The sequence below is a fragment of the Brevibacillus sp. genome (genome assembly GCF_003521185.1).
Lineage (GTDB): Bacteria > Bacillota > Bacilli > Brevibacillales > Brevibacillaceae > Brevibacillus > Brevibacillus parabrevis.
The window spans coordinates 14,279-37,595 of the sequence record NZ_DOTK01000054.1 but is presented as its reverse complement, the minus strand read 5'-3'; the positions used below and the strand labels follow the sequence as shown (position 1 = coordinate 37,595).

Genomic DNA, 23,317 nt, shown 5'->3' with positions numbered 1-23,317 from the left:
TGCGAAAAAAGTAAAAAGACAGAATATTGACAAAGATGATACGGGATGTTAATTTTTGTTTAGGAAAACGTTTACCCGAAATGAGAGAAAGTGAGTGAGAAACCATTTCTGTCACGATAAAAGACATCGCCCAACTCGCCAACGTTTCTATCGCCACTGTCTCGCGTGTCCTGAACAACTCCAAGCCAGTCAGACCGGAGCTGCGGGAAAGAGTCCTGCGGATCGTCCAGGAGACGGGCTTTCAACCGAATGCGATAGCCAGAAGTCTCGTCAGCAAGGAAACCCGCATCATTGGAGTTATGATCCCCGACATCAACAACAACTTTTACTCCAACCTCACCTACGGCATCGACAGCGTGCTTAGCGAGGACGACTACAGCATGTTTTTGGCTATTTCCGACGAGATCGTGGACAAAGAGCTGAAGTATTTGCGGCTGTTCAAGGAAAAGCAGCTGGATGGCGTCATCATCGCGAGCGTGCATTTTTTGGAGAGCAACTTCCAGACGCTGCTCGACATGCAAGTGCCGACGGTCGTAACCGGCCATGATTTGCCCGGCTACCAAATTCCCACGGTCAACGTCAACAACGTACAGGCTGCGTACGATGCGACCGCTTACCTCATCTCGCAGGGCCATCAAAAAATTGCCTGTGTCTCCGGGCCTTTGTGGGACCCGCCGTGCGGACTGGATCGCATGGGAGGGTACCGCAAAGCGATGCGCGCACACGATTTGCCGATTCATGAAGGTTTTGTCGTCGAAGGGGATTTCACTGCCAAAAGCGGCTATGAAGCGATGCGCCGCATCTGCGAGGAGAAGGTGCGTCCCACGGCGGTGTTTGTAGCGACAGACCTGATGGCCGTCGGGGTGCTCAATTACTTGCACGATCACGGGATTCGCGTCCCGGAAGACATTTCGGTCATGGGCTTTGACAATCTGGAGCTGGCCTCCTTTACCAGACCGATGCTGACTACCGTTCACAACGACCCGTTTATGTACGGGAAGGCTGCCGCGGAGCAATTGCTCAAGCAAATCAGAAACGAGCCGGTGGAGAGGATGAGCATCGTTCCACACCACCTCGTCGTCCGGCAAAGTGTAAGCGTGATTTACGAGCGTACACCATGAATCGCCCATAGATGTGATCCAAACAGAGAGCTTGGCTCGAAAAAGGAGGGAAACGCATGAAGCTCGGCGTGTTTACTGTGTTGTTCAGCGACAAATCGTTCGAGGAAATGCTCGACCATGTGAAAGAGGCAGGATTGGAGGCAGTCGAAATCGGAACAGGTTGCTATCCAGGCAATGCGCACTGCCAGCTGGATGAGCTTTTGGAAAGTGCAGGGAAGCGCGAGGCGTATCGCAAAGCCGTAGAAGAACGCGGGCTGGTCATCAGCGCATTGAGCTGCCACGGCAACCCGCTGTCGCCAGACAAAGAATTTGCCCAGCAATCGCATGAGACGTTCGTCAAAACGGTGCAACTGGCCGAACAGCTCGAAGTCCCTGTCGTCAACTGCTTTTCCGGCACAGCAGGCGATCATGAGGGCGCGAAGTATCCGAACTGGCCTGTTGCCCCCTGGCCGAACGAATATCGGGATGTGCTGAACTGGCAGTGGAACGAAAAGCTGGTGCCGTACTGGAAGGAATGGGGCCAATACGCCCACGATCACCAGGTAAAGGTCGCGCTGGAGCTGCACGGAGGCTTTCTCGTCCACACGCCCGGGACGCTGCTGAAGCTGCGCGAACAGGTGGGAGAGGCGATTGGAGCCAATTTTGATCCGAGCCATATGTGGTGGCAAGGCATCGATCCGGTGGCGGCGATCAAAATATTGGGCAAAGAACAAGCGATTTACCATTTCCATGCCAAAGACACTTTTATCGATCAGGAAAAAGTGAACATGTACGGCCTGTTGGACATGAACTCCTATGCGAATCTGAATGAGCGGGCCTGGTACTTCCGCACAGTCGGCTACGGACACGACCAGAAGACGTGGGCAGACATGATGAGCGCCTTGCGCATGAGCGGATACGATTACGTCATCAGCATCGAGCACGAGGATGCCATCATGTCGATCGAGGAAGGCTTCCAGCGCGCCGTACAAAATTTGCAGCAGGTGATTTTGCGCGAGCCGCTCAAAAATATGTGGTGGGTGTAAAAGGAGGGAGCTTGTATGAGCACATGCAAGATCGGATTGATAGGAGCAGGCGGTATTGCCCTGGCGCATCTGGAAGCAGCCAAAGGCGAGCCGAGAGCTGAGATCGTTGCCATTGCAGATGTGTCGAAAGAAACAGCTGCAGAAAAGGCTGAGCAGTACGAAATCCCGCACGTCTTTTCCGATTACCGTCAGATGCTGTCCGAAGCGGTACTGGACGCTGTCATCGTCTGCGTGCCCAACTATTTGCACGCGCAAGCTGCGCTGGATGCATTGGCTGCGGGAAAGCACCTGCTGTGCGAAAAGCCGATGGCGATGAACAGCGGTCAGGCAGAAGCCATGATCGAAGCAGCGAAGCGAGCGGACAAAATTTTGATGGTCGCGCAAAACAACCGCTTCCGCAGCCAGGCCAAGCAGGTCAAGAGCTGGCTGGATGAAGGGAAGTTCGGCAACGTGTACCACGCGAAAACAGGCTGGGTGCGCCGCAACGGAATCCCCGGCTGGGGAAGCTGGTTTACGCAAAAAGAATTGGCAGGCGGAGGTCCGCTGATTGACATCGGGGTACATATGCTCGATTTGACCTTGTGGTTGCTTGGTCATCCCAAGCCAGTGTCGGTACTCGGCCAGACGTACGCAGAGTTCGGTCCGAAAAAGCGCGGGCTGTCCGAGTGGGGCCGGATCGATGAGAACGGCGTGTTTGACGTGGAAGACATGGCGGTTGCGATGATTACGTTTGAAAACGGCTTTTCGCTCACGCTTGATGCAAGTTGGGCGTCGCACATCGAAAAAGAAAACGTTTTCCTGCAACTGTACGGGCAAGAAGGGGGCGTATCGCTTGGCTTGCTGGATGAGCAGCTCGCTCTTTACCACGAATGGGGCGGCGTCATGGCAACGACTGAGCTATCGCCCAAACCGTGTCAGGAACGGGTCGCGCTCTTGTCCAACTTCCTCGATGCCATCGAAGGGAAAGCCGAGGCGCTGTGCACGCCGGAGCAAGCTTTGTACATTACCCGTCTGATTGAAGCGATCTATCAGTCGGCTCGCACCGGGGAGGCTGTCCGCTTTTCGTAAACGGTTGAAGTGCCTGTGAAAGCAGGCTTCAGCATTCACCAAAAGAGCATAGGGGGTTAATGGCATGAAAGTTATGAAAAGGCTTACATCAATGGGACTTACCTTGACCGTGGCACTCTCGCTGGCAGCATGCTCCTCCACTCCGCAGCAATCCGCACCCGCACAAGGACAACCTGCATCACCAGAAGCGCCGAAAACAGAGCCAGCTCCGCAGCCAGCCGCCGAAAAAGTCAAGCTCGTCTACGCTCGCGGCAAAGACGCTACCGATTCCACGAAAAAGCTCGTGGAAGCTTTTCAGAACGCTCACCCGAACATCGAGGTAGAAATCCGCGAGATGCCATCCGACACCGGACAAAGCCACGATCAGTACGTCACCATGTTCAGCGCGCAATCGTCCGAGATCGACGTGTTCGACCTGGATGTAATCTGGCCGGCTGAATTTGCCCAGGCAGGCTATTTGCTTCCGCTCGACCGCTTGATGGAACAAGACGGAATCGAGACGGGCAAATATATCAAAGGCGCGATGGACGCCGGAAATTTCGGCGGTCAGCAATGGACGATGCCCAAATTCATCGATGCCGGACTGCTCTTTTACCGCAAAGATTTGGTCAAAGAACCGCCAAAAACATGGGATGACTTGATTGCGCAAGCAAAAGCCACAAAAGGTCAGGGCGGCACGAAGTTCGGCTACTTGATGCAAGCCAAGCAGTACGAGGGACTGGTGTGCAACTTCGTTGAATTTAGCGCTGCCTACGGCGGAAAAATTCTCGACGAGCAAGGCAACGTGGCGATCAACAACCCCGCGACGATCAAAGGATTGCAAAAAATGATCGAGATCGTCAAATCCGACATCGTCCCAAGCAACATCACTACCTTTATGGAAACCGAATCGCATACCGCATTCCTCGAAGGACAATCGGCCTTCATCCGCAACTGGCCGTATCAGTTCGCCCTCGCGCAAGATCAGGCGCAATCGAAAATCGTCGACAAAGTGGCGATCGCTCCGCTCCCGGCAGGGGATGCAGGCTCTGCCGCAGCACTCGGCGGCTGGATGGGCGGCATCAACAAATTCAGCAAGCATCCGAAAGAATCGTGGGAGTTCCTCAAGTTCATGACCGGAGCCGAAGGACAAAAAATTTCGGCCGTGCACGGCGGTCTGGCTCCAACCTTGCTGCCTGTGTATGAAGACGCCGATGTGCAAAAAGCAAGCCCGCTGTTCGCCAACAAAGACTTCGTCGATGGCGTGAGCGCTGCCGTGTCCCGTCCGACTACGCCGATCTATCCGAAAATCTCCGAAGTCATCCAGATTGAAGTGTCCAAAGCGCTGGCCGGACAACAATCCGCAGAGCAAGCCGTACAAAACATGGAAGCAAAAATGAACGAACTGATGAAAAAGTAACGCGGGTCCAGCGACTTAGCGACACGCGCCAACAGGTCCAGGTGGCTTCCGGGAGAGGGGGACTGTCTCTCCCGGAAGCGAATGGGCCGCGGCAAGCAGAAGATGCCCTTGTGATTTTCAATCAGGAAAGAAGGTGGTGAACGGATGAATCGACAAAACAAAGGCTCTCTTTCGGAAAAGCAAATGGGCTATTTGCTGATTTTACCCGCACTGCTGATTATCCTCATCATCGCGATTTGGCCTGTCATGCGCTCATTCTGGATCAGTCTGCACGATATTCGGCTGAATGACCCGACAAAGACCGAAGTTCATTCCTCGTATGGGCTGGATATGGAGCGCTACGTCAGTACCTTTCCCAACCTGCTGCGCTATGTGAAAAAAGAAGCGGAGGCCGCCCAGGGACCTGCAAAAGACAAACTGGAGGCGATTCGGCAAGAGATCGAGCAAATGAATCAAGCGCTCCAGCAATCAGGCGAGATCGCGAGCCGTTACGAAGCCATCGACCAGTTGCTGCTGGAGTTCAAGCCGATTCCGAACGAACTCAAATACGTGACGTTGACAGGGGAAGCGACAGACGCGATCCGGACAACCTTGGCGCAGACGGAATCTACCCTGCTGGAAATGGGGGCAAACAAACAGCTGGCGAAGCCGGAAGGAGCCGTCGGGGTGATGGCCGGGATCACGTCCGCGATCATCGAGCCGAACTATGTAGGTTTTGCTTATTACCAGCATTTTTTGACCGACAGCCGCATGTGGGCCGCCTTGTATAATACATTCTTTTTTACGGTCGTCTCCGTGGTCATCGAGCTTGTGCTTGGCATAGCCATCGCCCTGTTGATCAATCGTCCGTTTCGCGGCCGGGGGCTGGTGCGGGCAACGGTGCTGATTCCATGGGCGATCCCGACCGTTATTTCCGCGATGATGTGGAAATTTTTGTACGACGGCCAAAACGGGATCGTGGCTCATCTGTTCGAAGTGACGGGGCTGGTATCGGATATGGGCGTGCTGCTTTCGACAAAGGCTGGCGCGATGTTTTCCGTCATTTTGGCGGACGTCTGGAAAACGACTCCGTTCATGGCTCTGCTGCTCTTCGCCGGCTTGCAGACCATCCCGCACAGCTTGTACGAAGCGGCTTCCGTCGATGGAGCGAACCGCATGCAGCAATTTTTCCGCATTACGCTGCCGATGCTCAAGTCGACGATTCTCGTGGCGCTGTTGTTCCGTACGCTCGATGCGTTTCGCGTATTCGATCTGATCTACGCGCTGACTGGCGGCGGACCTGCCAACTCCACGGAAACGATCTCGATTTACGCCTATAAAACGATGTTTGCGCAGATGAGCTTTGGGGAAGGCTCGGCGCTCGCAGTCCTTGTGTTCTTGTGCGTCGCGCTCATTTCGATCGGCTACATCAAAATTTTGGGGGCTGACCTCCTCGGTGAGGGAAACGGAAAATAAGGAGGAAAATGTCATGCAAAAAAAGGCGGGTCCTTTGTTTTACATCGGATTGCTGCTGTTTGTCTTCGTCGTGATGTTCCCGTTCTTATGGATTCTCCTCGCCGCGCTGAAGCCGCCAGGGGAGCTGTTCGGGGAGAGGGCCTTTCAGTTCATCATTCAAAATCCGACCTTGGACAACTTCGTTCGGGTATTCACGGAGCGTCCGTTTGCCAGATATTTATGGAACTCCACCGTGGTTGCGACGCTGACGACTCTGTACTCCATCACGATTGCGTCTTTTGCTGCCTATGCGATCGCCTGGCTGTCTTTTCGCGGCAAAACGATCATTCTCGGCATCGTGCTGGCCGTCTCGATGTTCCCGCAGATCGCCACGATTTCCCCGATCTTCATGTTCATGCAATCGATGGGGCTGACCAACAGCTATCTCGGCCTGATCATTCCGTACACGACTTTCGCCTTGCCGCTTGCCATCTGGAATTTGACGATCTTCTTCCGCAAAATCCCGAGCGATTTGGGCGAAGCGGCCAAAGTGGACGGAGCGAGCATTTGGCAGACGATGACGCGAGTGTTTTTTCCGCTGGCCATGCCGGGAGTATTCACGACCGCGATTCTCGTTTTTATCGCCGCCTGGAACGAATTTTTGTTCGCGCTGACGCTCAATACGCAGGAAGCGATGAAGACTGTGCCTGTAGGGATCGTCATGTTTCAAGGGATGTTCACGATTCCGTGGGGAGAGATATCGGCCGCCTCGATTATCGTTACCGTGCCGCTCGTCGTCATGGTGCTGATTTTCCAGCGCCGGATTATTTCCGGTTTGACCTCCGGGGCGGTGAAAGAATAAGCGCTGCGAAAATACGCCGCCAAAAGCCAAGCGAGCGCCCTTCGTACACGTTGCTGGCAGGATATCTCCCGCGCCGGGGCGAAATCAAACGCCTGACAGCAAGGAATGAGGGGGAGTCCGATGAATTTGTCGCCAGTTGAAATTCGCGTGCAAGCGGAAGCGATCCGCGAGGGGCATGTGAACAACGTCAAGTACATGGAGTTTTTGGAGCAAGCCCGCCAGCCGTGGTATGACTATTTTTTGCACCTGGGCTTCCGCTCTTTTGTCGCCAAGCTGCAAGCGGACTACAAGCAGGAAGCGTTTCTCGGCGACGTTCTCGTCATTCATACGGAGGTAGAGCGAGTGGGAAACACGAGCTTTGTCCTTTCCCAACGGATGTACAACCAGCGGGAAGAGCAGGTGCTGGATGCCGAGGTGACGTTTGTCGCTATCTGCGCCAAAACAGGCGAGAAAATCCGCGTGCCGGATGAGCTGCGGACAAAAGCGTAAGCAGGACGGCAGAGCAGCGCAGGAAGGGGTCCGATCCGAAAAGAATCGGGCTTTTTTGGCGTGGAAAAGGGGTTCCCACGAAGCGGCAGGCGAGAAGTGGAGCCAAAAATGAAACAGTCCGTGACAGGAAGACATGACAAGTTAGTACAAAAGTAGCTGATACGGAAAAAAGAATGTTGAAATTTGTGGAAAATTTGACTAAAATACACTTTGCGTACAAACTTTCCTCACGATTCGCTGTTGGTTTTGCCTCGTTTCGACGAAAATCAAATCTGACGGGAAGGGAGCGCGGCGCCACCACATCATCCAATCGGTGCAGCCGCGATACAAGCTATGTCGAGCACCATCAAAACGAATCAAATATCGCTTCCGAAAGGGGGAGGCGCCATTTCGGGAATGGGCGAAAAATTTCAGCAAAATGAGTTTACCGGAACCTTTTCGTTCAGCATCCCGCTCAGGCTTACTCCCAGCCGGGATTGTTCGCCCGAACTGCATCTTTCCTACAGTTCAGGGGAAGGCAACGGCATTTTTGGCCTCGGTTTCCATCTTTCCCTCCCCACAATATCACGAAAGACAGCAAAAGGCATCCCGCGCTATGACGATTCAGACATTTTTCAGCTCTCCCATGCAGATGACCTGGTTCGCCAGCCTGAACAAGGCGAGCGGCACACGGTCCGCGCAGGAGAAGACACGTATCAAGTTACGAAGTACCGCCCCCGCGTGGTCGACGCCTATGACAAAATCGAGCGCTGGGTAAATATAGCGACAGGAAGCACGCATTGGCGAGTGACCGATCGCGAACAGTTCGTCCAGCTGTTTGGAAAAACTGAACAAGCAAGAATCAGTGATCCCGATGATCCTGCCCGCATTTACCAGTGGCTGCTGGAAGAAGCATTCGACCCAAAAGGCAACCACATTTCCTATGACTACGAGTCCGACATCGTCTCCTCCAAAACCCCCGCGCACCAAGACGAGAAACGTATCCCATCAGCCAACAAGTATATCAGCCGCATACGTTACGGAAACAAAGTCCCTTATCAGGAAGGGGAGTCGCTCCCTGACGCCTATCATTTCGAAGTTGTCTTTGACTACAGCTCTTCCGCAGATGCACGCCCTCTGACTTCGTTTGCAAACAGACCGCCCGTTGCGTACCGAAGCGATTCCTTTTCCCAGTACCACGCCGGATTTGAAGTTCGGACAAGCCGCCTGTGCCGCAAAATGTGGCTGTTCCATCATTTCGAAGCCTTGGACCGCAATCCGCTTCCCGTTCAATCCTACACCTTTTCGTATGAGCAAGCATCGACTGTATCGCTGTTGTCCAGTGTCGAGCTGACAGGTTTTCGCTGGGCGAATGGCGAGTATGCGCAAGAAAGCTTGCCGCCGCTTCTGTTGAACTATTCCCGCTTTGAGCCGACAGCGCAAACGTTCCAGCCGCTGCGCGCGCTCGACCTGGCTGCTCTTCCCGCAATGGGACACGATTCTTCCGCAGAGCTGATCGATCTGTACGGCGAAGGAATCCCCGGTATTTTGTATCAGGATGAGGTTTCCGCCCTCTATCTGGAGCCGATATTGGCGCAGGACGAACAGGGAAGCGATATCGTCGCGTATGCGCGTCCGAAAGAACTGCCGACTTTCCCTGCGGCGAATCATGTACCGTCGTCCAGTCAGCAGCTGATGGATTTGGCTGGAAACGGGGAGTTGGCACTGGTCGTTGCGACACTTTCGGAAGCGGGGTACTTTGCCAGCGGGCCAAGCAAAACGTGGCGTCCATGGAAGCCGTTTGCTTCGTTTACGAACGCTTTTTTTCAGGATGGACACGCGCTCGTTGATTTGACCGGAGACGGACTGGCTGACTTGGTGCACATCGATCAGGAGACGATTACGTACTACCCGAGCAAGGGAGCGGAAGGCTTTGGCGAGCCGGTGCGTGTATGGCGAAGAAGCGATTTGCCTCTGCCCCGACAGGAAACGAAGACAGAGGCAGTCAAGTTTGCCGACATGTTCGGCAGCGGGATGCAGCATCTTGTCAAGGTTGCCAACGGCAGTGTCCAATGCTGGCCGAATTTGGGCTACGGACGCTTCGGTGAGCCTGTAAGCATGGAAAATGCTCCGTATTTTGCCGACGGACTGGACGAATCCCGGTTGTTTCTCGTCGATGTGGACGGTTCTGGTACAGCGGATTTGATCTACGCCTATCCCGATCGCATCGAAGTTTACTTGAACCAGAGCGGCCATTCCTTTCGCGAACCGTTCAGTGTCCCGTTGCCAGCCAGCTGGGACAGAATCAATCAGCTACAGTTTGCAGATGTGCATGGAAACGGCACGACTTCGCTCGTTTTCAGCGAAGAATACCCCACGACCAGACACTGGTGCTACGATTTTTGCTCTCGCCAAAAGCCGTACCTTTTGACCCGCATTGAAAACCAGTGCGGAGCAGAGACGCGCATTTCCTACCGCTCCTCCACTTATTTTTACATGAAAGACAAAGAGAATGAGTTTTTCTGGCAGCAGCATTTGCCTTTTCCCGTTCAGGTCGTCGAGAAGGTGGAGAGCATCGACTGGATATCCCAGGCGACGATGTGCACGCGGTACGCCTATCACCACGGCTACTACGACAGCGTGGAGCGGGAGTTTCGCGGCTTTGGCATGGTGGAACGGACAGACGCCGAGACACTTTCGGCAGAGGCGGAACCAACGGATGTGCCCCCTGTCTGGAGCAAAAGCTGGTATCACACGGGAGCGGTTGCCGAATCCGGCGAATTGTCCCGGCAGTTTGCCCGCGAATACTACCAGGGCGACCTGCAAGCTTATCCGCTTCCGGACAGCACACTCGTACAGGCGACAGCAGCAGGACAGCCCCCTCGCGATGTGATTGATGGCGAGACATTCCGGCAAGCCAGCCGCTCGTTGAAAGGCCAGCTTCTGCGCAGGGAAGTGTACGCGCCTGCTGCTGCGGTCGCCTTTGACGATCAGGACCCGGCTGCGCCGTACACCGTGGAGGAGATGAACTACTGCATCCGTTTGCTTCAATTGCCCGAGCGAAGCGAGTATGGCGTGTTTGCGATCGAACCGCAAGAATCGATCTCGTACCATTACGAGCGCAAGTGTGTCGATCCGCGCATCGAGCACAGCTTCGTTCTGGAAGTCGATGCGTATGGAAATGTCCTCAAGTCGTGCGCGGTTTCGTATGGACGAAGACAGGGCGCCCACACTTTTCCCGAGCAATTGACGGGAAAAGTCGTGTACGAGGAAGCGACGGTGCTAAACAGCATCGGACAAAACGTGTACCTGCCGGGAGTTCCCGTCGAGCATAAAGTGTTCCACCTGAAAAATGTGACGCTCTCCCAAGAGCGGCCCTATGTTGCCAAAAACGAGCTGCTCAGCGCGATTGCCTCCATTCGTCCGTCTGAGGCTACGCCGCTCATCGGATGGGAACGGCATTATTACTGGGACCCGATTCGCCAGGAACGCTATCCGCTGGGGGAAGTATCCGCGCAAAAACTGCTTTGCCAAACAGAGACAGCCGTTGTAACGGAACAGCAGATCGTGGAGCGATTTGCCGAGGTACTGCCAGCGTCGCAACTGAACGAGTTGCTGCAACAGGAAGGCGGCTTTTTCCCGGACGGTGATTTTTGGTGGAATCCCGGCTTGCTGGAAGTTCATTTGGGGGCGGCAGGATTTTATTTGCCGCAATTCGCCGTAGACCCGTTCGGCAATCGGACGACATATCGCTACGACTCGTCCTACTTGTTCATCGAGCAGACGACAGATGCGCTCGGAAATGCGACGAGCGTGCAAAAGCTGGATTATCAGACGATGAAGCCTGCGCAAGTCCTCGATCCAAACGGCAACTGCACAGAAGTGTTGTTCGACCCGTTCGGACGTGTGATCGCGATGTCGTACTACGGGACAGAAGGGGGAGTGGCGACAGGCTTCCAGCCGCTGTCCGCCTATGTGGAGCGCGGACGTCCCGATCTGGATCGCCTTTTGCACAGCCCTGATGGCGGTCGCTTTTATGTGCAGGGAGCGGCGTGCTACTTTGCCTACGACGACTTCGCCTGGGCAGAGCGCAAACAACCGATCGTTTCGATCCAGCTCAACGCGCAAGATTATGCATCGAGCGAATCTCGACCTGCTTTTACCCAGTTGACGTACCTCGACGGATTTGGCCGCGAGCACCAGCAGATGGTGAAGGTCGAGCCGGGAGCGGCGTACGGCCCGGACGGAAAACTTTTGCCTGACCCGGTAGAGCCGCGATGGCTGGCGACGGGACGTACTCTCTACAACAACAAGGGCAAGCCGGTAAAAGAGTACGAGCCTTACTATTCGTCCTCGTACGTCTACGTCGACGATCCGGTGCTGCGGACGTTCGGAGTTTCTTCCACGCTCACCTACGATCCGCTCGGGCGCGTCATCCGGGTCGATACGGCCAAAGGCTTTTTTACGCGGGTTCGCTTTACCGCGTGGTCCGAATGGCACGAAGACGAAAACGATACGATCCTCGAATCCCGCTATTACCAACAGCATGTGGACGACGAGGACCCTGCTTTTCAACAGGACAGGCTGGCGCTGCAAAAAGCAAGCCTGTTCGCCGGGACTCCAGTCGAAAAACAGCTCAACTGCGACGGCAAAACGATCCGCTTGATTCAAAAAACAGAAGGAATAGTTGCTCCTGACGATTTTACTGCGCTGGGCTTGTCGATCAGTCAGGCAAAAGAATTGTTCCAGGAGCTGCAAACAAAGCAATTCGTCGATTTTCGCGGGGCTTTGACTTATTTGTTCCAACCTGCGCGGGCAGGCTTCACCCTCGGACTCAGCGCTCCATACGCTTCACAGGAAGCGGCTGTGATCAGCAAGCTGTCGTCCGTTCAAAAGGCAGGCGCAGAGCTTGCGGCTTGCTACGAATGGGACGTCCGGGGGAACCAGATCAGCGGCGCTGACCCGCGCCTGGCCAAGTCCGGCGAGCGCAACTTTTTCACGCAATACGATCTGGTGGGCAACATTTTGTACAAAAAGAGCGCAGACGCCGGGGAACGCTGGCAGCTTTCAAACATGTTCGGGTACGTCATTTTGACGCGAGATGCGAACAATCAGCTTTTGCGCTACAAATACGATGCGCTAGGGCGGCTGAGCGAAACGATTCGCCAGGATGAAGGGAAGTCTTTTGTCCTGGAACGGATCGTGTACGGAGACAGCCCAGCAGCCCAGCAGGCTTTAGCAGGGGAAGATCCGGCGAAGTTCAACCTGCGCGGGCAAATTTACCAGCAGTACGACCAGGCAGGATTGGTTACGCATCACGCGTACGATCTGGGTGGCTCCATGCTTCGGGCAAGCAGACAGCTGTGCACCAGCTATCGCGAGCAGACCGACTGGGGAAGCGGGCAGGAGCCGAGCACGCTTTTGGAACCAACGGTGTACACGACTTCCTACGAGTACGATGCGTTGGCGCGTTTGACTGTCGCTACCGCTCCCAACGGGCTTGCGCAGCAATACGAATACCATTTGTCGGGGCTGTTGGACAAGCTGCTGGTCAAACAAACTCCAGAATCGCCAGCCGAGCCGTATGTGGCAGGCATTTCCTACGACGCAAAAGGCCAGCGCACCCGCATTCAATACGGAAACGATGTAGTGACCAAATACGAGTACGAGCCTGCGACATTCCGTTTGCTTCGCGCGATCAGCACGCGGCAGGCGGACCGCAAGCTGATGCAGGACATTGTCTACACGTATGATCCCGTTGGCAATATCGCATGCGTAACGGATCAGGCGCTGTCCACTGTTTTTGCCAATCAGCAAGTGGTAAAACCGCAGTCTGTCTACACGTACGACGCTCTCTACCGCTTGATCGAAGGGACAGGCCGTGAACATCCGGGCATGTCGCCGCAAACGGAGTCTGCCGGGGCTTTTGCCGATAGCGGCTTTGTCCCGCTGTCAAACGTACCGCTGAACGACCAGCAGCAACTGCGCAACTACACTCGCCGCTTCACGTACGACGCTGCCGGAAACTTGTTCTTGACCAAGCATCTGACCGGGACTGATTCCGGCTCGTGGACACGGCAAATGACTGTTTCGGAACGCTCCAATCGGGCAGTCGAAACCGAACTGTTGTCCGCCAGTGCGACTGGGCTTCCGCTGACAGCCGAGCAAATCGATGACTTTTTCGACCGAAACGGCAATGCCATCCGCATGGTCGGGATCGACGAGATCGCCTGGAACGAACGGAACAACATTCGCCAGGTGACGGTCATCGCGCGGGAATCCGGCTTTTCGGACAGCGAGTATTACGTGTATGACAGCGGCGGAACCCGCATTCGCAAAGTGACAGAGCGCTATGCGAACAACAACACAGTCGTGCACAGAGAAGAAACGATATACATGGGAACTTTTGAAATCAGGCGCACGCTGCAAGGAAGCCAGCTAAAAGAAGAAAAGCACACGCAAAAAATCATGGACGGGCAGCATTGCATCGCCGTCTGCCTCTCCTGGACAGAAGGTCTTCCATCCGACGTGACCAGCAATCCGCAAATCCGCTTCCAACTGGAAAATCATTTAGGCTCGGCCGTGCTGGAGACGGATGCATCCGGCAAAATCATCAGCCTGGAAGAATATTACCCGTACGGCGGCACGTCACTCATCGCAGGCACCAGCCTGCAAGAAGTAAAGCGGAAGCTGTATCGCTACGGCGGAAAAGAAAGAGATTCGCTCACTGGCTTTTATTACTACGGCGCCCGCTACTTTGCGCCGTGGCTGGGCAGGTGGATCAATCCCGATCCGGCGGGGGAAGTCGACGGCTTGAATTTGTTCGTATTCGCCCAAAACAACCCGTTGGTCTTCCGCGATGCAGGGGGCTACGTGTCGATCAAACAGGCCAAAAAGAATGCAAACGGCGGCAAATCGAAACCGAAAAAGAAAAAGCTTTCGGTCAAACGGGACACCGACAAATACTTCCGCTTTTCCGGGCGGCCCGATTTCGACTCGGCGGGGAAAAAGATCAAGCTGAAAAAGGAACAGGATCGCCGCCACGTCATTGGCTACGACGATGTGATCAGACCGTCCTACGAGCGCATCATCAACCTGGTGATCAAAAATGCAGGGAAAGAGAAGTTCATCAAGTGGCAGATGAAACGCTATCAAAAATATAAAATCACCCGCGCTCCCAAGGAATCCGCACCAGTGGAGAAGCATTTGACTTTTGGTTTAACCAAGCTGAACAGTACGCCAGGCAACCTGAATCCAGAAAACGCTCACGAAAACCAGGCGATCGAAAAAGTGCGGGAACAGGCGCTTCTCGTAGAGGAAAGACTGGGGAAAGCTTTTTCGGAGTCCATCCCGACTTTGGACGAAGTGAAAACGATCATGAAGACGGGCTTCAAGCTCAGCGACGGCGGCACGCCGATCAAGGACTATGCCGATTCGGTGCGCAAGTTCGTGCACAAGCGGATTGACGAGGCGACAGATGTGATTCAACTGAGCAGAATCTTGCATGAGACCAAAGTATCGACGGGCGTTGATTTGAATAAAGGAAGCGGCACCAAAGAACAAACTTCCTTCGCCTTGAGCTATATCGAGAAGGTGACGGAGGCGAGCGATCCGAACAGCACGATGACCGATGAGGAACGTCTGGATGTGGTCTGGTCGTTGCGGGCTATTCCGAAGAATTAAAAAACAGGGAATGAGGAGAATCGTATGAATGACCAATCGTTTTCCCCCATTGACAGTCCTTCTCTCGCACGCTTTTTTGCACAAAACCCGGATATACACGCAGCGACTTTTCCCTTTCATAAAGAAGAGGCTGTCGCGCAGCTGAACTGGGAGGGGATCGACCGGCAGGAAGCCATTCCGGAACTCCGTGCCTATCAGCGGCTGCTGCAAATTTACCCAGATCCACAGGTGGCGAAACTGTTGCTGCAAACAGATGTCACGGATGCGCCGCCACCCGTCCTGCTAAAAAGCGCCGCGGCTGACTCGGCCCGCTCCGAGCGATTTGATTCTGCGCACAAGATCACTTCGCTCAGCCGGGAGCATTTTCTCGCCAAAGTCGGGCCGCAACTGGGCGAGTCCGGCCCGCAAAAAGCGGGAGAAATCTACGATAACGCAGCGCATATCCGCAATCAGACGATGCACGTGTGGGCGAATCTGGTTCAGTTGCAAGCGCCGCACTATCAGGCGCTTTCGGTGAACGCGACTTCTCCCGATATTTTGGACCATTACACCTCTTTGCCGAGTTACGACGAGCTGTTCGGCAGCTTGAACTATTGCGAGTGCCAGGATTGCCAATCGATTTTTGGGCCAGCCGCCTACTTCGTCGATTTGATGCGGGTGATCGAACAGTACGTGACCAAGCCGAATGCAAAAGAGATCGACAAGGGGATGTCCCTGCTGGAACGTCGAGCCGATTTGGCAAAGATCGAGCTGACGTGCGAGAACACGAACAAGACGATGCCGTACTTGACGATCGTCAACGAGCGTCTGGAGGAAGCGGTACAAGAGGCGTGGGGAGGTCAGGACAAACTGTACCCGTCACTGGCGAAGGCGAGCTATCCGTCCGCGTTGCCTTTCCATTTGCCGCTGGCGAAAATCCGGATTTACTTGCAGCGACTGTCCGTTCAACTGGAAGCTGTGTATCGCACTTTGCCTTCCCAGCCAAAAGATGTCGCAGCCCATACGCTGGGCTTGTCGCCAGAAGAGTGGCAGCTGATTGCCACAAGCGAAAGCGACGTGCAAAAGCTCCAGACGTACTTTGGTGTCAGCGATCTGGCTCAGTTGACAGACGCTTCGGTTTTTTGCAAAAAGACCGGATTGAAAGTGACCGACCTGCGGCAGTTGCTGGAACAAGACCTCTCGGCAGACGAACAGAAAGCCGGGATTGCCAATAACTTTTTTATTAACCGCGATCTCGCAGCACCTGTTGCCCTAGTGCTCGCCGAAGATTCCTCGCAACTGCAAAACCTCGTTCCAAAGGCGCTGGACCGCATTCATCGCTTTTTGCGCCTGACCCGCAAGCTTGGGTGGAGCTACGCTGAGCTGGATTGGGTTTTGCATGTGCTCAACCCGGATACGGTGGCGCTCGATGAGGCGGCCTTGATCGGGATCGCTGCCATCGAGAAGCTGAGCAGAGACACGGGCTTGTCTGTCCTGACAGCATGCGCTCTGCTCTACGACTTGAAGACATACGGCGATGCTTTATTTGATCAGGTTTACAACGGGAGCGGAATGAGCGTCTACCATCCAAAAGATGCAGGCAGCGAAAACTATCGCTGGAACCAACTGTACAAACAAGACGCAGCGGTATGGAAAATCGGGGCGACGGACGAAGCAAATCGCAAGCAGGCGGGGCGGATTGCGGGCGGTTTGGGGCTTCAGCAGGACGATCTCAGCGCACTGGCAGAAGCTTTGTTTGGAGCAAGCGCGGAAGTAAGCCTGACCGTCGCCAATCTGTCCAAGCTGTACCAGCACGTCAAGCTCGCGGCGCTGCTGAAGCTGCCTGTAGCCCAGTACATCAAGTTCCGCCAGCTGACAGGCACTTCTTTCGCGGAACGGCAATCAGCCGCACAAATTCCTGATTTGCTTGGACAAGCCAGCCAGCTGCGCCGGATGAATCTGCAAGTGTACGAGCTGGACTACGTTATGAACGCGGTCACAAGCCCGTTTGTGCAAGTTGCGTATCAGGACAAAGATGTCGACCCGTGGCTGAAAAATCTGCCTGCTCTGACGGCGAGCACGGCGGAAGATGCCGACCAGCAAAAGAAAGAGCAGGAAGAAAAAATCAGGCAGCAAATCGCTTCTTTCCTCAGTGCGCGAACGGAGCAGATCGATCACTTGCTGCATCTGGCCGGGCGCCAAGAGGTAGCCGATCTTTTCTTGAGCGAGAAAAACAAAAAGGAAGCTGTGCAACTGTTGCAGCTGCTGTCTCGCTGGCTGTTGCTGACGCGAAAACTGCGACTGACCAACGACGAGCTGGACAATCTCGGTGACGCCAAAGCGGCGTATGGCATTGCCGATGTCAGCGCATTAACGCTGAAAAACATACTCGATCTGGGCAGATGGAAAGAGCTTCGAGCAAGCTTTGCGGATACGACTGGCAATCTGTTTGCCTTCATGAGCGCTGCGAGTGATGAACAACGGGCAAGCGCGCTGGCTGATCTGACGGGACGGCCGTTGGGACAGATTTCCCGCCTTCTCGGTTTGTTTGCTGCGGCAGGCAACCGGGTTGACCAATTGGCAGCAACGAGCCGCGCCATCGACCTTTTGGGAGCAACAGGCGCAGACCCTGAGTTTCTTTTGCACCTGCAAAGTGTTTGCACAAAAGGCGTGGACGAAGCATGGGACGATTATGAAAAGACAGCAGATGACCTGCTTGCGCTGGTGCGAGCGCGACTGGCGGTTGCCAACTGGGACGAATGCTTCGCCCAGATCGACGGGGAAATCCAGGAGCAGAAACGCACCGTGCTGATCGCAACGGCATTGGTGGAGCTTCCGAAAACGCCGGAGCGTGCCTGGATTACCAATTCGCGCAGGCTGTACGAGTATTTGCTGATCGACGTGGAGATGGGTGGGACGACACGCATCTCCTACATCAAAGAGGCGCTGAATGCAGCGCAACTGTATTTGAGTCGTTGCCGCGAGCTGCTGGAGCCGGGCATTGTCCACTGGAACATCCCCGACCCGTGGTGGGAGTGGCTGCTGAACTATCGGACATGGGAAGCGAACCGCAAAATTTTCCTCTATCCCGAAAATTACCTCGATCCGGCTTATCGCAAAAGCAAAACGAGCCTGTTTGAAGAGCTGGAAAATACGCTCAAGCAGGGCGAAGTGAACGCGCAAACCGTCGAGCAGGCTTTTACGAAATACTTGGATCGGTTTGCCGAACTGGCCAAGCTGAAGTACGTCGATGCGTATTACGGACATATCGTCGGGGCAGACAAGACCGAGTCGAACCAACTGTTCCTCGTGGCGCGAACCGAAACGCAGCCGTACAAGTATTACTACCTTATTCGCAATCAGGATACGACCTGGTCAGAGTGGCAGGAGATGGACGTCACGATCAGCGCAGAGACGGTCACGCTCGTCCACGCGTTCAACCGACTGTTCGTCTTTTGGGTCGAGCAAAAGAAGTTTGACAAAAACAACGGCAATGAATCGGCGAAAAAAGCGACAAAAGCCGCAATCAAGTACAGCTTTTACAACTTCAGCGGCAAATGGGTCCAACCCCAGACGCTCGCCGACGACATCATCATCAACGTAGAAGGCAGCGCCTATCAGAAAAAGTATGAGAGCTTGCTGCCCGGCTCGTTGTTTGCGCCCAACCAGATCGCCTGGCAAAAAGTGTACCCGCTCACGATTCAGAAGGATCAGTTCTGGGTACCGGGCGCAGGGACAAATTCGTTTGAAAAAGTCATTCTGCTTTACGGGCCGATGCTCGATTTGGAAGCCAGCCCAGCTCTGAACAAGGTCGATGCACCTGACCGTTCCGATGAAACGACCCAGCAGTTTGAGAGTGAACTGTACCAGACGCTGCGCTACTTCTCTCAGGCAAAATCGCTCTCTTACGACGGCTTGCTTCCGTTGCAGAAGCCGATCGTGATCAACGACGACTTGCAGGTCGGCTTTTTGGCCAATCCGAACGAGTTCCTGCTGTTTGCCAAAGATTCGGACCAAAGCACGCCACAAGTGCGGACCGAAATTGATCGCAGCGCGGGACGGCTCAATCTGATCCAGACGAACCAGCTTGTGTATGACAACGATTTGGCCGAGCAAATAACCGTTCCTTCGCCTGTGCTTCGTCCTGTGCGCCTGACGGCAAACTCGTTCGTGTCCAGCGAGGTCGGTATTGAAAGCGCAGGCTCCACCGCGATTTTCAACCAGTTGGTGGCAGAGGGCTACGTGACAAAAGACGGCTCGATCGATCTGTCGATTCCGTTTGATGACGTCGCTTCGTCACTGGAGCAAATACTGGACGGGCAGCCTGGCAAAGAAGACAAGCTGTCGGCTTGCATCAAAGTCGTCGGCAGGGCAGTGGGCACGCCATGGCTGTCTACCGCGATGCGCAACAAAGATTACGGCTTGTTCCCGGTCAAAAATCACCCGTCTGCCTTTGTGTTCCGCGGAGACAAAGAATTTATCCTGCTGTTGGACGGCGAGCAGCAAACGAGTGCCATCAATCGCTCTCTCTTGAACAACGATACGCTGTTTACGCCTGATTCCTTTGTCTCGGCAGCAGTGGGCATTGAGAAAACAGGGGCACAAGCGATCTATCAAGCATTGATTACATCCGGTTTCCTGGATGCGCGCGGTCGCCTGGATGAACAGACAGAGCTTGAGGACTTGACCGAATTTTTGCAGACGCAATTGGCTATTGAAGATCAGATGTACGCCGTGCGCAACATCCTGATGCACCGCCCGGTTTTCAGCAAAGACGACTTCATCGCCGCCGCTCCCATCGATATCCAGCAAAGCGGTTCAGAGCTGATTTTCCAGCAGCTGATCGCCGCCGGGTATTTGGACAAGACAGGCCGCCTGGATGCCGATACGGATTTTTACGAGCTGGAAGAGAGCGTCGCAGATATTTTTCAAGGCCAGCTCAATCCGGACAAAAAAACCCGCTATGTGGTCGATACGCTGTATCAGCGTTCTTTTCCGACGACGGTCGGGTATCTCAATACCGATCCGGCTATCGGCGGCATATACCGCTTCCGGTTCGAAGCGATCCGCCTGACGACAGCTGCCGTGCATCGGTTGAGCAGCAGGCTGTTTACGGGAGGAGTCGACGCCTTGTTGAGTCTGTCTTCCCAGCAAATTCCGCTGGAGCAAGAGCTGCCTTTTGAACGCTTCCAGTTTTCGGAAAGCTGGGTCGCGGCACCGGAAGCGCTCGACGGCGCGCAAGTGGACTTTTCCGGGGCATACGGTCCGTATTATTGGGAGCTGTTCTTCCACGCGCCTTTGTACATCGCCAATTTGCTGAAGACGAACCAGCAGTTCCAGGAAGCGGCGAAATGGTATCAATTCATTTTCAATCCGACCGTTCCCGTGCAGCCGCTGCAAACCGACTCGTTCCAAAGCTCTACGTTGGGATTGCGCGATTCGCAGCGCATTTACCGGGTGTTAGTCGATCAAAAAATCATTACGGCAGATGGGCAAGTCAGTGCGACGTACAACCGCAAGACCAATCTCGCCAAAATTTTGCCGTTTTTAAAAGACAGCCAGGTGACGACGGTCAAAAACATCTTGTGCAACCATCAGCTAAGCAGTCTCGTCGCCCGCTTCTGGCAGTTCCAGCCGTTCCGCAACCGCACGCTGGAAGCTTTGCGCGAGCAGCTTGGCAATCCGAACGAAATCAAGGCGTACAATGATGATCCGTTTGATCCGCATGCGATTGCCCGACTGCGCAACGGCGCCTATGAAAAAGCGGTGGTCATGCAATACATCGACAACTTGTTGCAGTGGGGAGACTCGCAGTTTGCCCAGTACACGTGGGAATCGATCATTGCAGCTACGATGCATTACGTGTACGCCTACAACCTGCTCGGAGAAAGACCGCAAAATCTCGGGAAATGCCCGGATGCCGCGCCGCTTACCTTTGCGGAAATCTACAGTCGTTACCAGGAAAACATTCCGCAGTTTTTGATTGAGCTGGAGCACGATCAGGACAAGACGGATTCGCTGTTTGCTTTTGCGCCGATCAATGCGCTGGACACGTATTTCTGCGTGCCGGAAAACAAACAATTCAGCGGGTATTGGGACTTGGTGGAGGATCGTTTGTACAAAATTCGCCACGGGCTTAATCTGCAAGGCATTCCGCAGCCGCTCGCCCTGTTTGAACCGCCGCTTGATCCGATGCAGCTCGTGCGTGCGGCCAGTGCCGGACAGGATGTGCTCAGCGCTTTGACGCAGTCCCGGGCGGAAATTCCGTTTTACCGCTTCAGCTATCTGCTAGAGAGAGCGAAAAGCATGACTTCCACGCTGATTCAGCTGGGGAGTACCTTGCTGTCGACGCTGGAGAAAAAAGACGCCGAATCGCTCGCGCTGTTGCGCTCTGCCCAGGAAAAGCAACTGCTCAATCTGACCACGATGATCAAAGAGAAGCAGATCGAGGAGCTGAGCGAAATCATCGCTTCGCTTGAACAGAGCAAAGAAGGAGCGAAAACCCGGTTCGATCATTACTCGCGACTGTTTAATGAAAACCTGAACGCCCTGGAAGTAACCGACCTGACACTGCGCAGCACAGCGATTTACCAGCAAATCGCCGGAGTTGCCCTGAAAGGCTTGAGTATTCCCGGCTTCCTCGCTCCGAAAATTTTCGGACTGGCGAACGGCAACATGCAGTTTGGGGATGCGATCAATGCGGGGGCGCAAGTGGCGGACGGAACGGCGCAAATTCTCGACCATATGGCAGGCTTGATGAGCACGGGCGCGCAATACATGCGGCGCAGGGAAGAGTGGGCGTTGCAGCGCGATGTGGCATCCTACGAAATCGCCCAGATGGACAAGCAAATCGCAGGCTCGAAAATTCGCCAGGACATGCTCCGCCGGGAACTGGAGATTCACCAAAAAGGAATCGAGCAGGCCAAAGATTACGAGGATTACTTGAAGGCGAAATTCACCAACGAAGAGCTGTACCAATGGATGGTGGGACGCCTGTCCTCGGTCTATTTCCAAACGTATCGCATCGCGCTCGATATGGCGATCTCTGCCCAAAAGTCGTTCCAGTACGAATTGAATCGCAACGACCAGTTTTTGCAGTTTGATTATTGGGACAGCCTGCACCGGGGCTTGACCGCAGGCGAAGGCTTGCAGCTCTCGCTTGCGCAAATGGAAAAGGCGTATATGGAGCAAAACTCGCGCGATTACGAGATCGAAAAGACGATTTCGTTGCTCCATCTCGATCCGGAAGCGTTTTTGGCCTTCAAGGATGGCTCGAAAGGCGGCAAGAAAGGCGAGCTGACTTTTACGCTGTCGGAAAAGCTGTTTGATTTCGACTTCCCCGGCCACTACAGCCGCAAAATCAAATCGATTTCCGTGACGATTCCGGCGATTGTCGGTCCGTACCAAAATGTGAACGCCACTTTGACTCAAAACAGCTACCAAATTGTCCGCGATGCGAAGCCAGGTGCCGTCCAGCACTTGATCGATCCAAATCAGCCTGCGCCAACCGACGGCTCGCTTATTTTCGGCACGTCGCCTTACCAGCGAATCGCCCTGTCGCGGGGGATGAACGATCCAGGCTTGTTCATGCTTGACTGGCGGGATGAGCGGTACTTGCCTTTCGAAGGCACCGGAGCCGTATCCAACTGGACGCTGAGCTTGCCGCCCGAGACAAACCGGATTGATTTCGGCAGCATTTCCGACATTTTGCTGAAAATCCAATACACAGCCAAGGACGGCGGTCAAGACTTTGCCAACCAGGTGAAGAGCATGCTTGCGAGCCAGCAGCCGCCTTACCCGTATACGCCAGCCAAGATTATCGATTTGAAGCAAGCTTTCCCGGGTGACTGGTCGCGTTTTTGGACAAGTCCGCCGCAAGCGGGCGTCAAGAGCATCCGTTTTGCGCTCGCCGATGCCGTCATTTTGCCGAACTTGAAAGATGTGCGCTTTTTATCGGCGGCTGTCTTTTTGCAAACGCCAGACGGCAAGCTGATCGCGGACAAGGATAGTTCGACGCATTTCTTGCAATTGCAAATCGGCGACGAAGCTGCGAAGCCGATTCCAATCGCGAACAATTACGGTTCAGTCGATCTGTCCGATGTTCCGCTGTCGGCGTCTTCTGCCCAACTTCAATTCCACCTCGCTGAGCTGCCGGATGGCCTTGTTACTACCGATGCGGCGAGCGGAGAAAGGGAGGTGGATCGAAACAGCTTGCTCGGCATCGTCGTGATTTTTACGTACCAGTCCAATGTTTTTGCAACGAAGTAAGCGAGCGTAA

General features: G+C 54.5%; 9 protein-coding genes. All 9 read left to right on the top strand.

Translation table 11 applies throughout. The features are described from left to right. Positions 1–104: 104 nt before the first annotated feature. The 9 genes from DEP07_RS17420 (at position 105) to DEP07_RS17380 (ending at position 23,307) form a co-directional block, all read left to right on the top strand. Positions 105–1,121: a LacI family DNA-binding transcriptional regulator gene (locus DEP07_RS17420; protein WP_307723381.1), complete on the top strand. Its 1,017-nt coding sequence runs from the start codon at positions 105–107 to the stop codon at positions 1,119–1,121. Between the two features lie 56 nt (positions 1,122–1,177). Beyond that, positions 1,178–2,146 carry a sugar phosphate isomerase/epimerase family protein gene (locus DEP07_RS17415; RefSeq protein WP_122966415.1) on the top strand — a complete coding sequence of 323 codons (969 nt, stop codon included), beginning with the start codon at positions 1,178–1,180 and terminating at the stop codon, positions 2,144–2,146. A 15-nt stretch (positions 2,147–2,161) separates the two neighbouring features. Further along, positions 2,162–3,214 (top strand): Gfo/Idh/MocA family protein, encoded by a 1,053-nt coding sequence (locus DEP07_RS17410; RefSeq protein WP_217021047.1) that lies wholly within the window; start codon positions 2,162–2,164, stop codon positions 3,212–3,214. 64 nt (positions 3,215–3,278) lie between these two features. Next, positions 3,279–4,613 carry an ABC transporter substrate-binding protein gene (locus tag DEP07_RS17405; RefSeq protein ID WP_173598071.1) on the top strand — a complete coding sequence of 445 codons (1,335 nt, stop codon included), beginning with the start codon at positions 3,279–3,281 and terminating at the stop codon, positions 4,611–4,613. Positions 4,614–4,757: 144 nt separating this feature from the next. After that, positions 4,758–6,068: a carbohydrate ABC transporter permease gene (locus DEP07_RS17400; protein ID WP_122966418.1), complete on the top strand. Its 1,311-nt coding sequence runs from the start codon at positions 4,758–4,760 to the stop codon at positions 6,066–6,068. 13 nt (positions 6,069–6,081) lie between these two features. Beyond that, the gene (locus DEP07_RS17395; protein WP_122966419.1) at positions 6,082–6,909 is read left to right on the top strand and encodes a carbohydrate ABC transporter permease; all 828 of its coding nucleotides are present in this window, start codon (positions 6,082–6,084) and stop codon (positions 6,907–6,909) included. Between the two features lie 120 nt (positions 6,910–7,029). After that, positions 7,030–7,398, top strand: coding sequence for an acyl-CoA thioesterase (locus DEP07_RS17390; protein ID WP_242771258.1), 369 nt, complete (start codon positions 7,030–7,032; stop codon positions 7,396–7,398). 396 nt (positions 7,399–7,794) lie between these two features. Continuing rightward, positions 7,795–15,060, top strand: a complete 7,266-nt coding sequence (locus tag DEP07_RS17385; RefSeq protein WP_287102800.1) for a SpvB/TcaC N-terminal domain-containing protein — start codon at positions 7,795–7,797, stop codon at positions 15,058–15,060. A gap of 24 nt (positions 15,061–15,084) precedes the next feature. Continuing rightward, positions 15,085–23,307 carry a neuraminidase-like domain-containing protein gene (locus tag DEP07_RS17380; RefSeq protein ID WP_287102799.1) on the top strand — a complete coding sequence of 2,741 codons (8,223 nt, stop codon included), beginning with the start codon at positions 15,085–15,087 and terminating at the stop codon, positions 23,305–23,307. Positions 23,308–23,317 lie beyond the last annotated feature (10 nt).

What these genes read in the sequence shown, in the direction of transcription:
- DEP07_RS17390 (WP_242771258.1), top strand. Translation starts at nt 7,030, where the DNA reads ATGAATTTGTCGCCAGTTGAAATTCGCGTGCAAGCGGAAGCGATCCGC.
- DEP07_RS17395 (WP_122966419.1), top strand. Translation starts at nt 6,082, where the DNA reads ATGCAAAAAAAGGCGGGTCCTTTGTTTTACATCGGATTGCTGCTGTTT.
- DEP07_RS17415 (WP_122966415.1), top strand. Translation starts at nt 1,178, where the DNA reads ATGAAGCTCGGCGTGTTTACTGTGTTGTTCAGCGACAAATCGTTCGAG.
- DEP07_RS17385 (WP_287102800.1), top strand. Translation starts at nt 7,795, where the DNA reads ATGGGCGAAAAATTTCAGCAAAATGAGTTTACCGGAACCTTTTCGTTC.
- DEP07_RS17410 (WP_217021047.1), top strand. Translation starts at nt 2,162, where the DNA reads ATGAGCACATGCAAGATCGGATTGATAGGAGCAGGCGGTATTGCCCTG.
- DEP07_RS17405 (WP_173598071.1), top strand. Translation starts at nt 3,279, where the DNA reads ATGAAAGTTATGAAAAGGCTTACATCAATGGGACTTACCTTGACCGTG.
- DEP07_RS17400 (WP_122966418.1), top strand. Translation starts at nt 4,758, where the DNA reads ATGAATCGACAAAACAAAGGCTCTCTTTCGGAAAAGCAAATGGGCTAT.
- DEP07_RS17380 (WP_287102799.1), top strand. Translation starts at nt 15,085, where the DNA reads ATGAATGACCAATCGTTTTCCCCCATTGACAGTCCTTCTCTCGCACGC.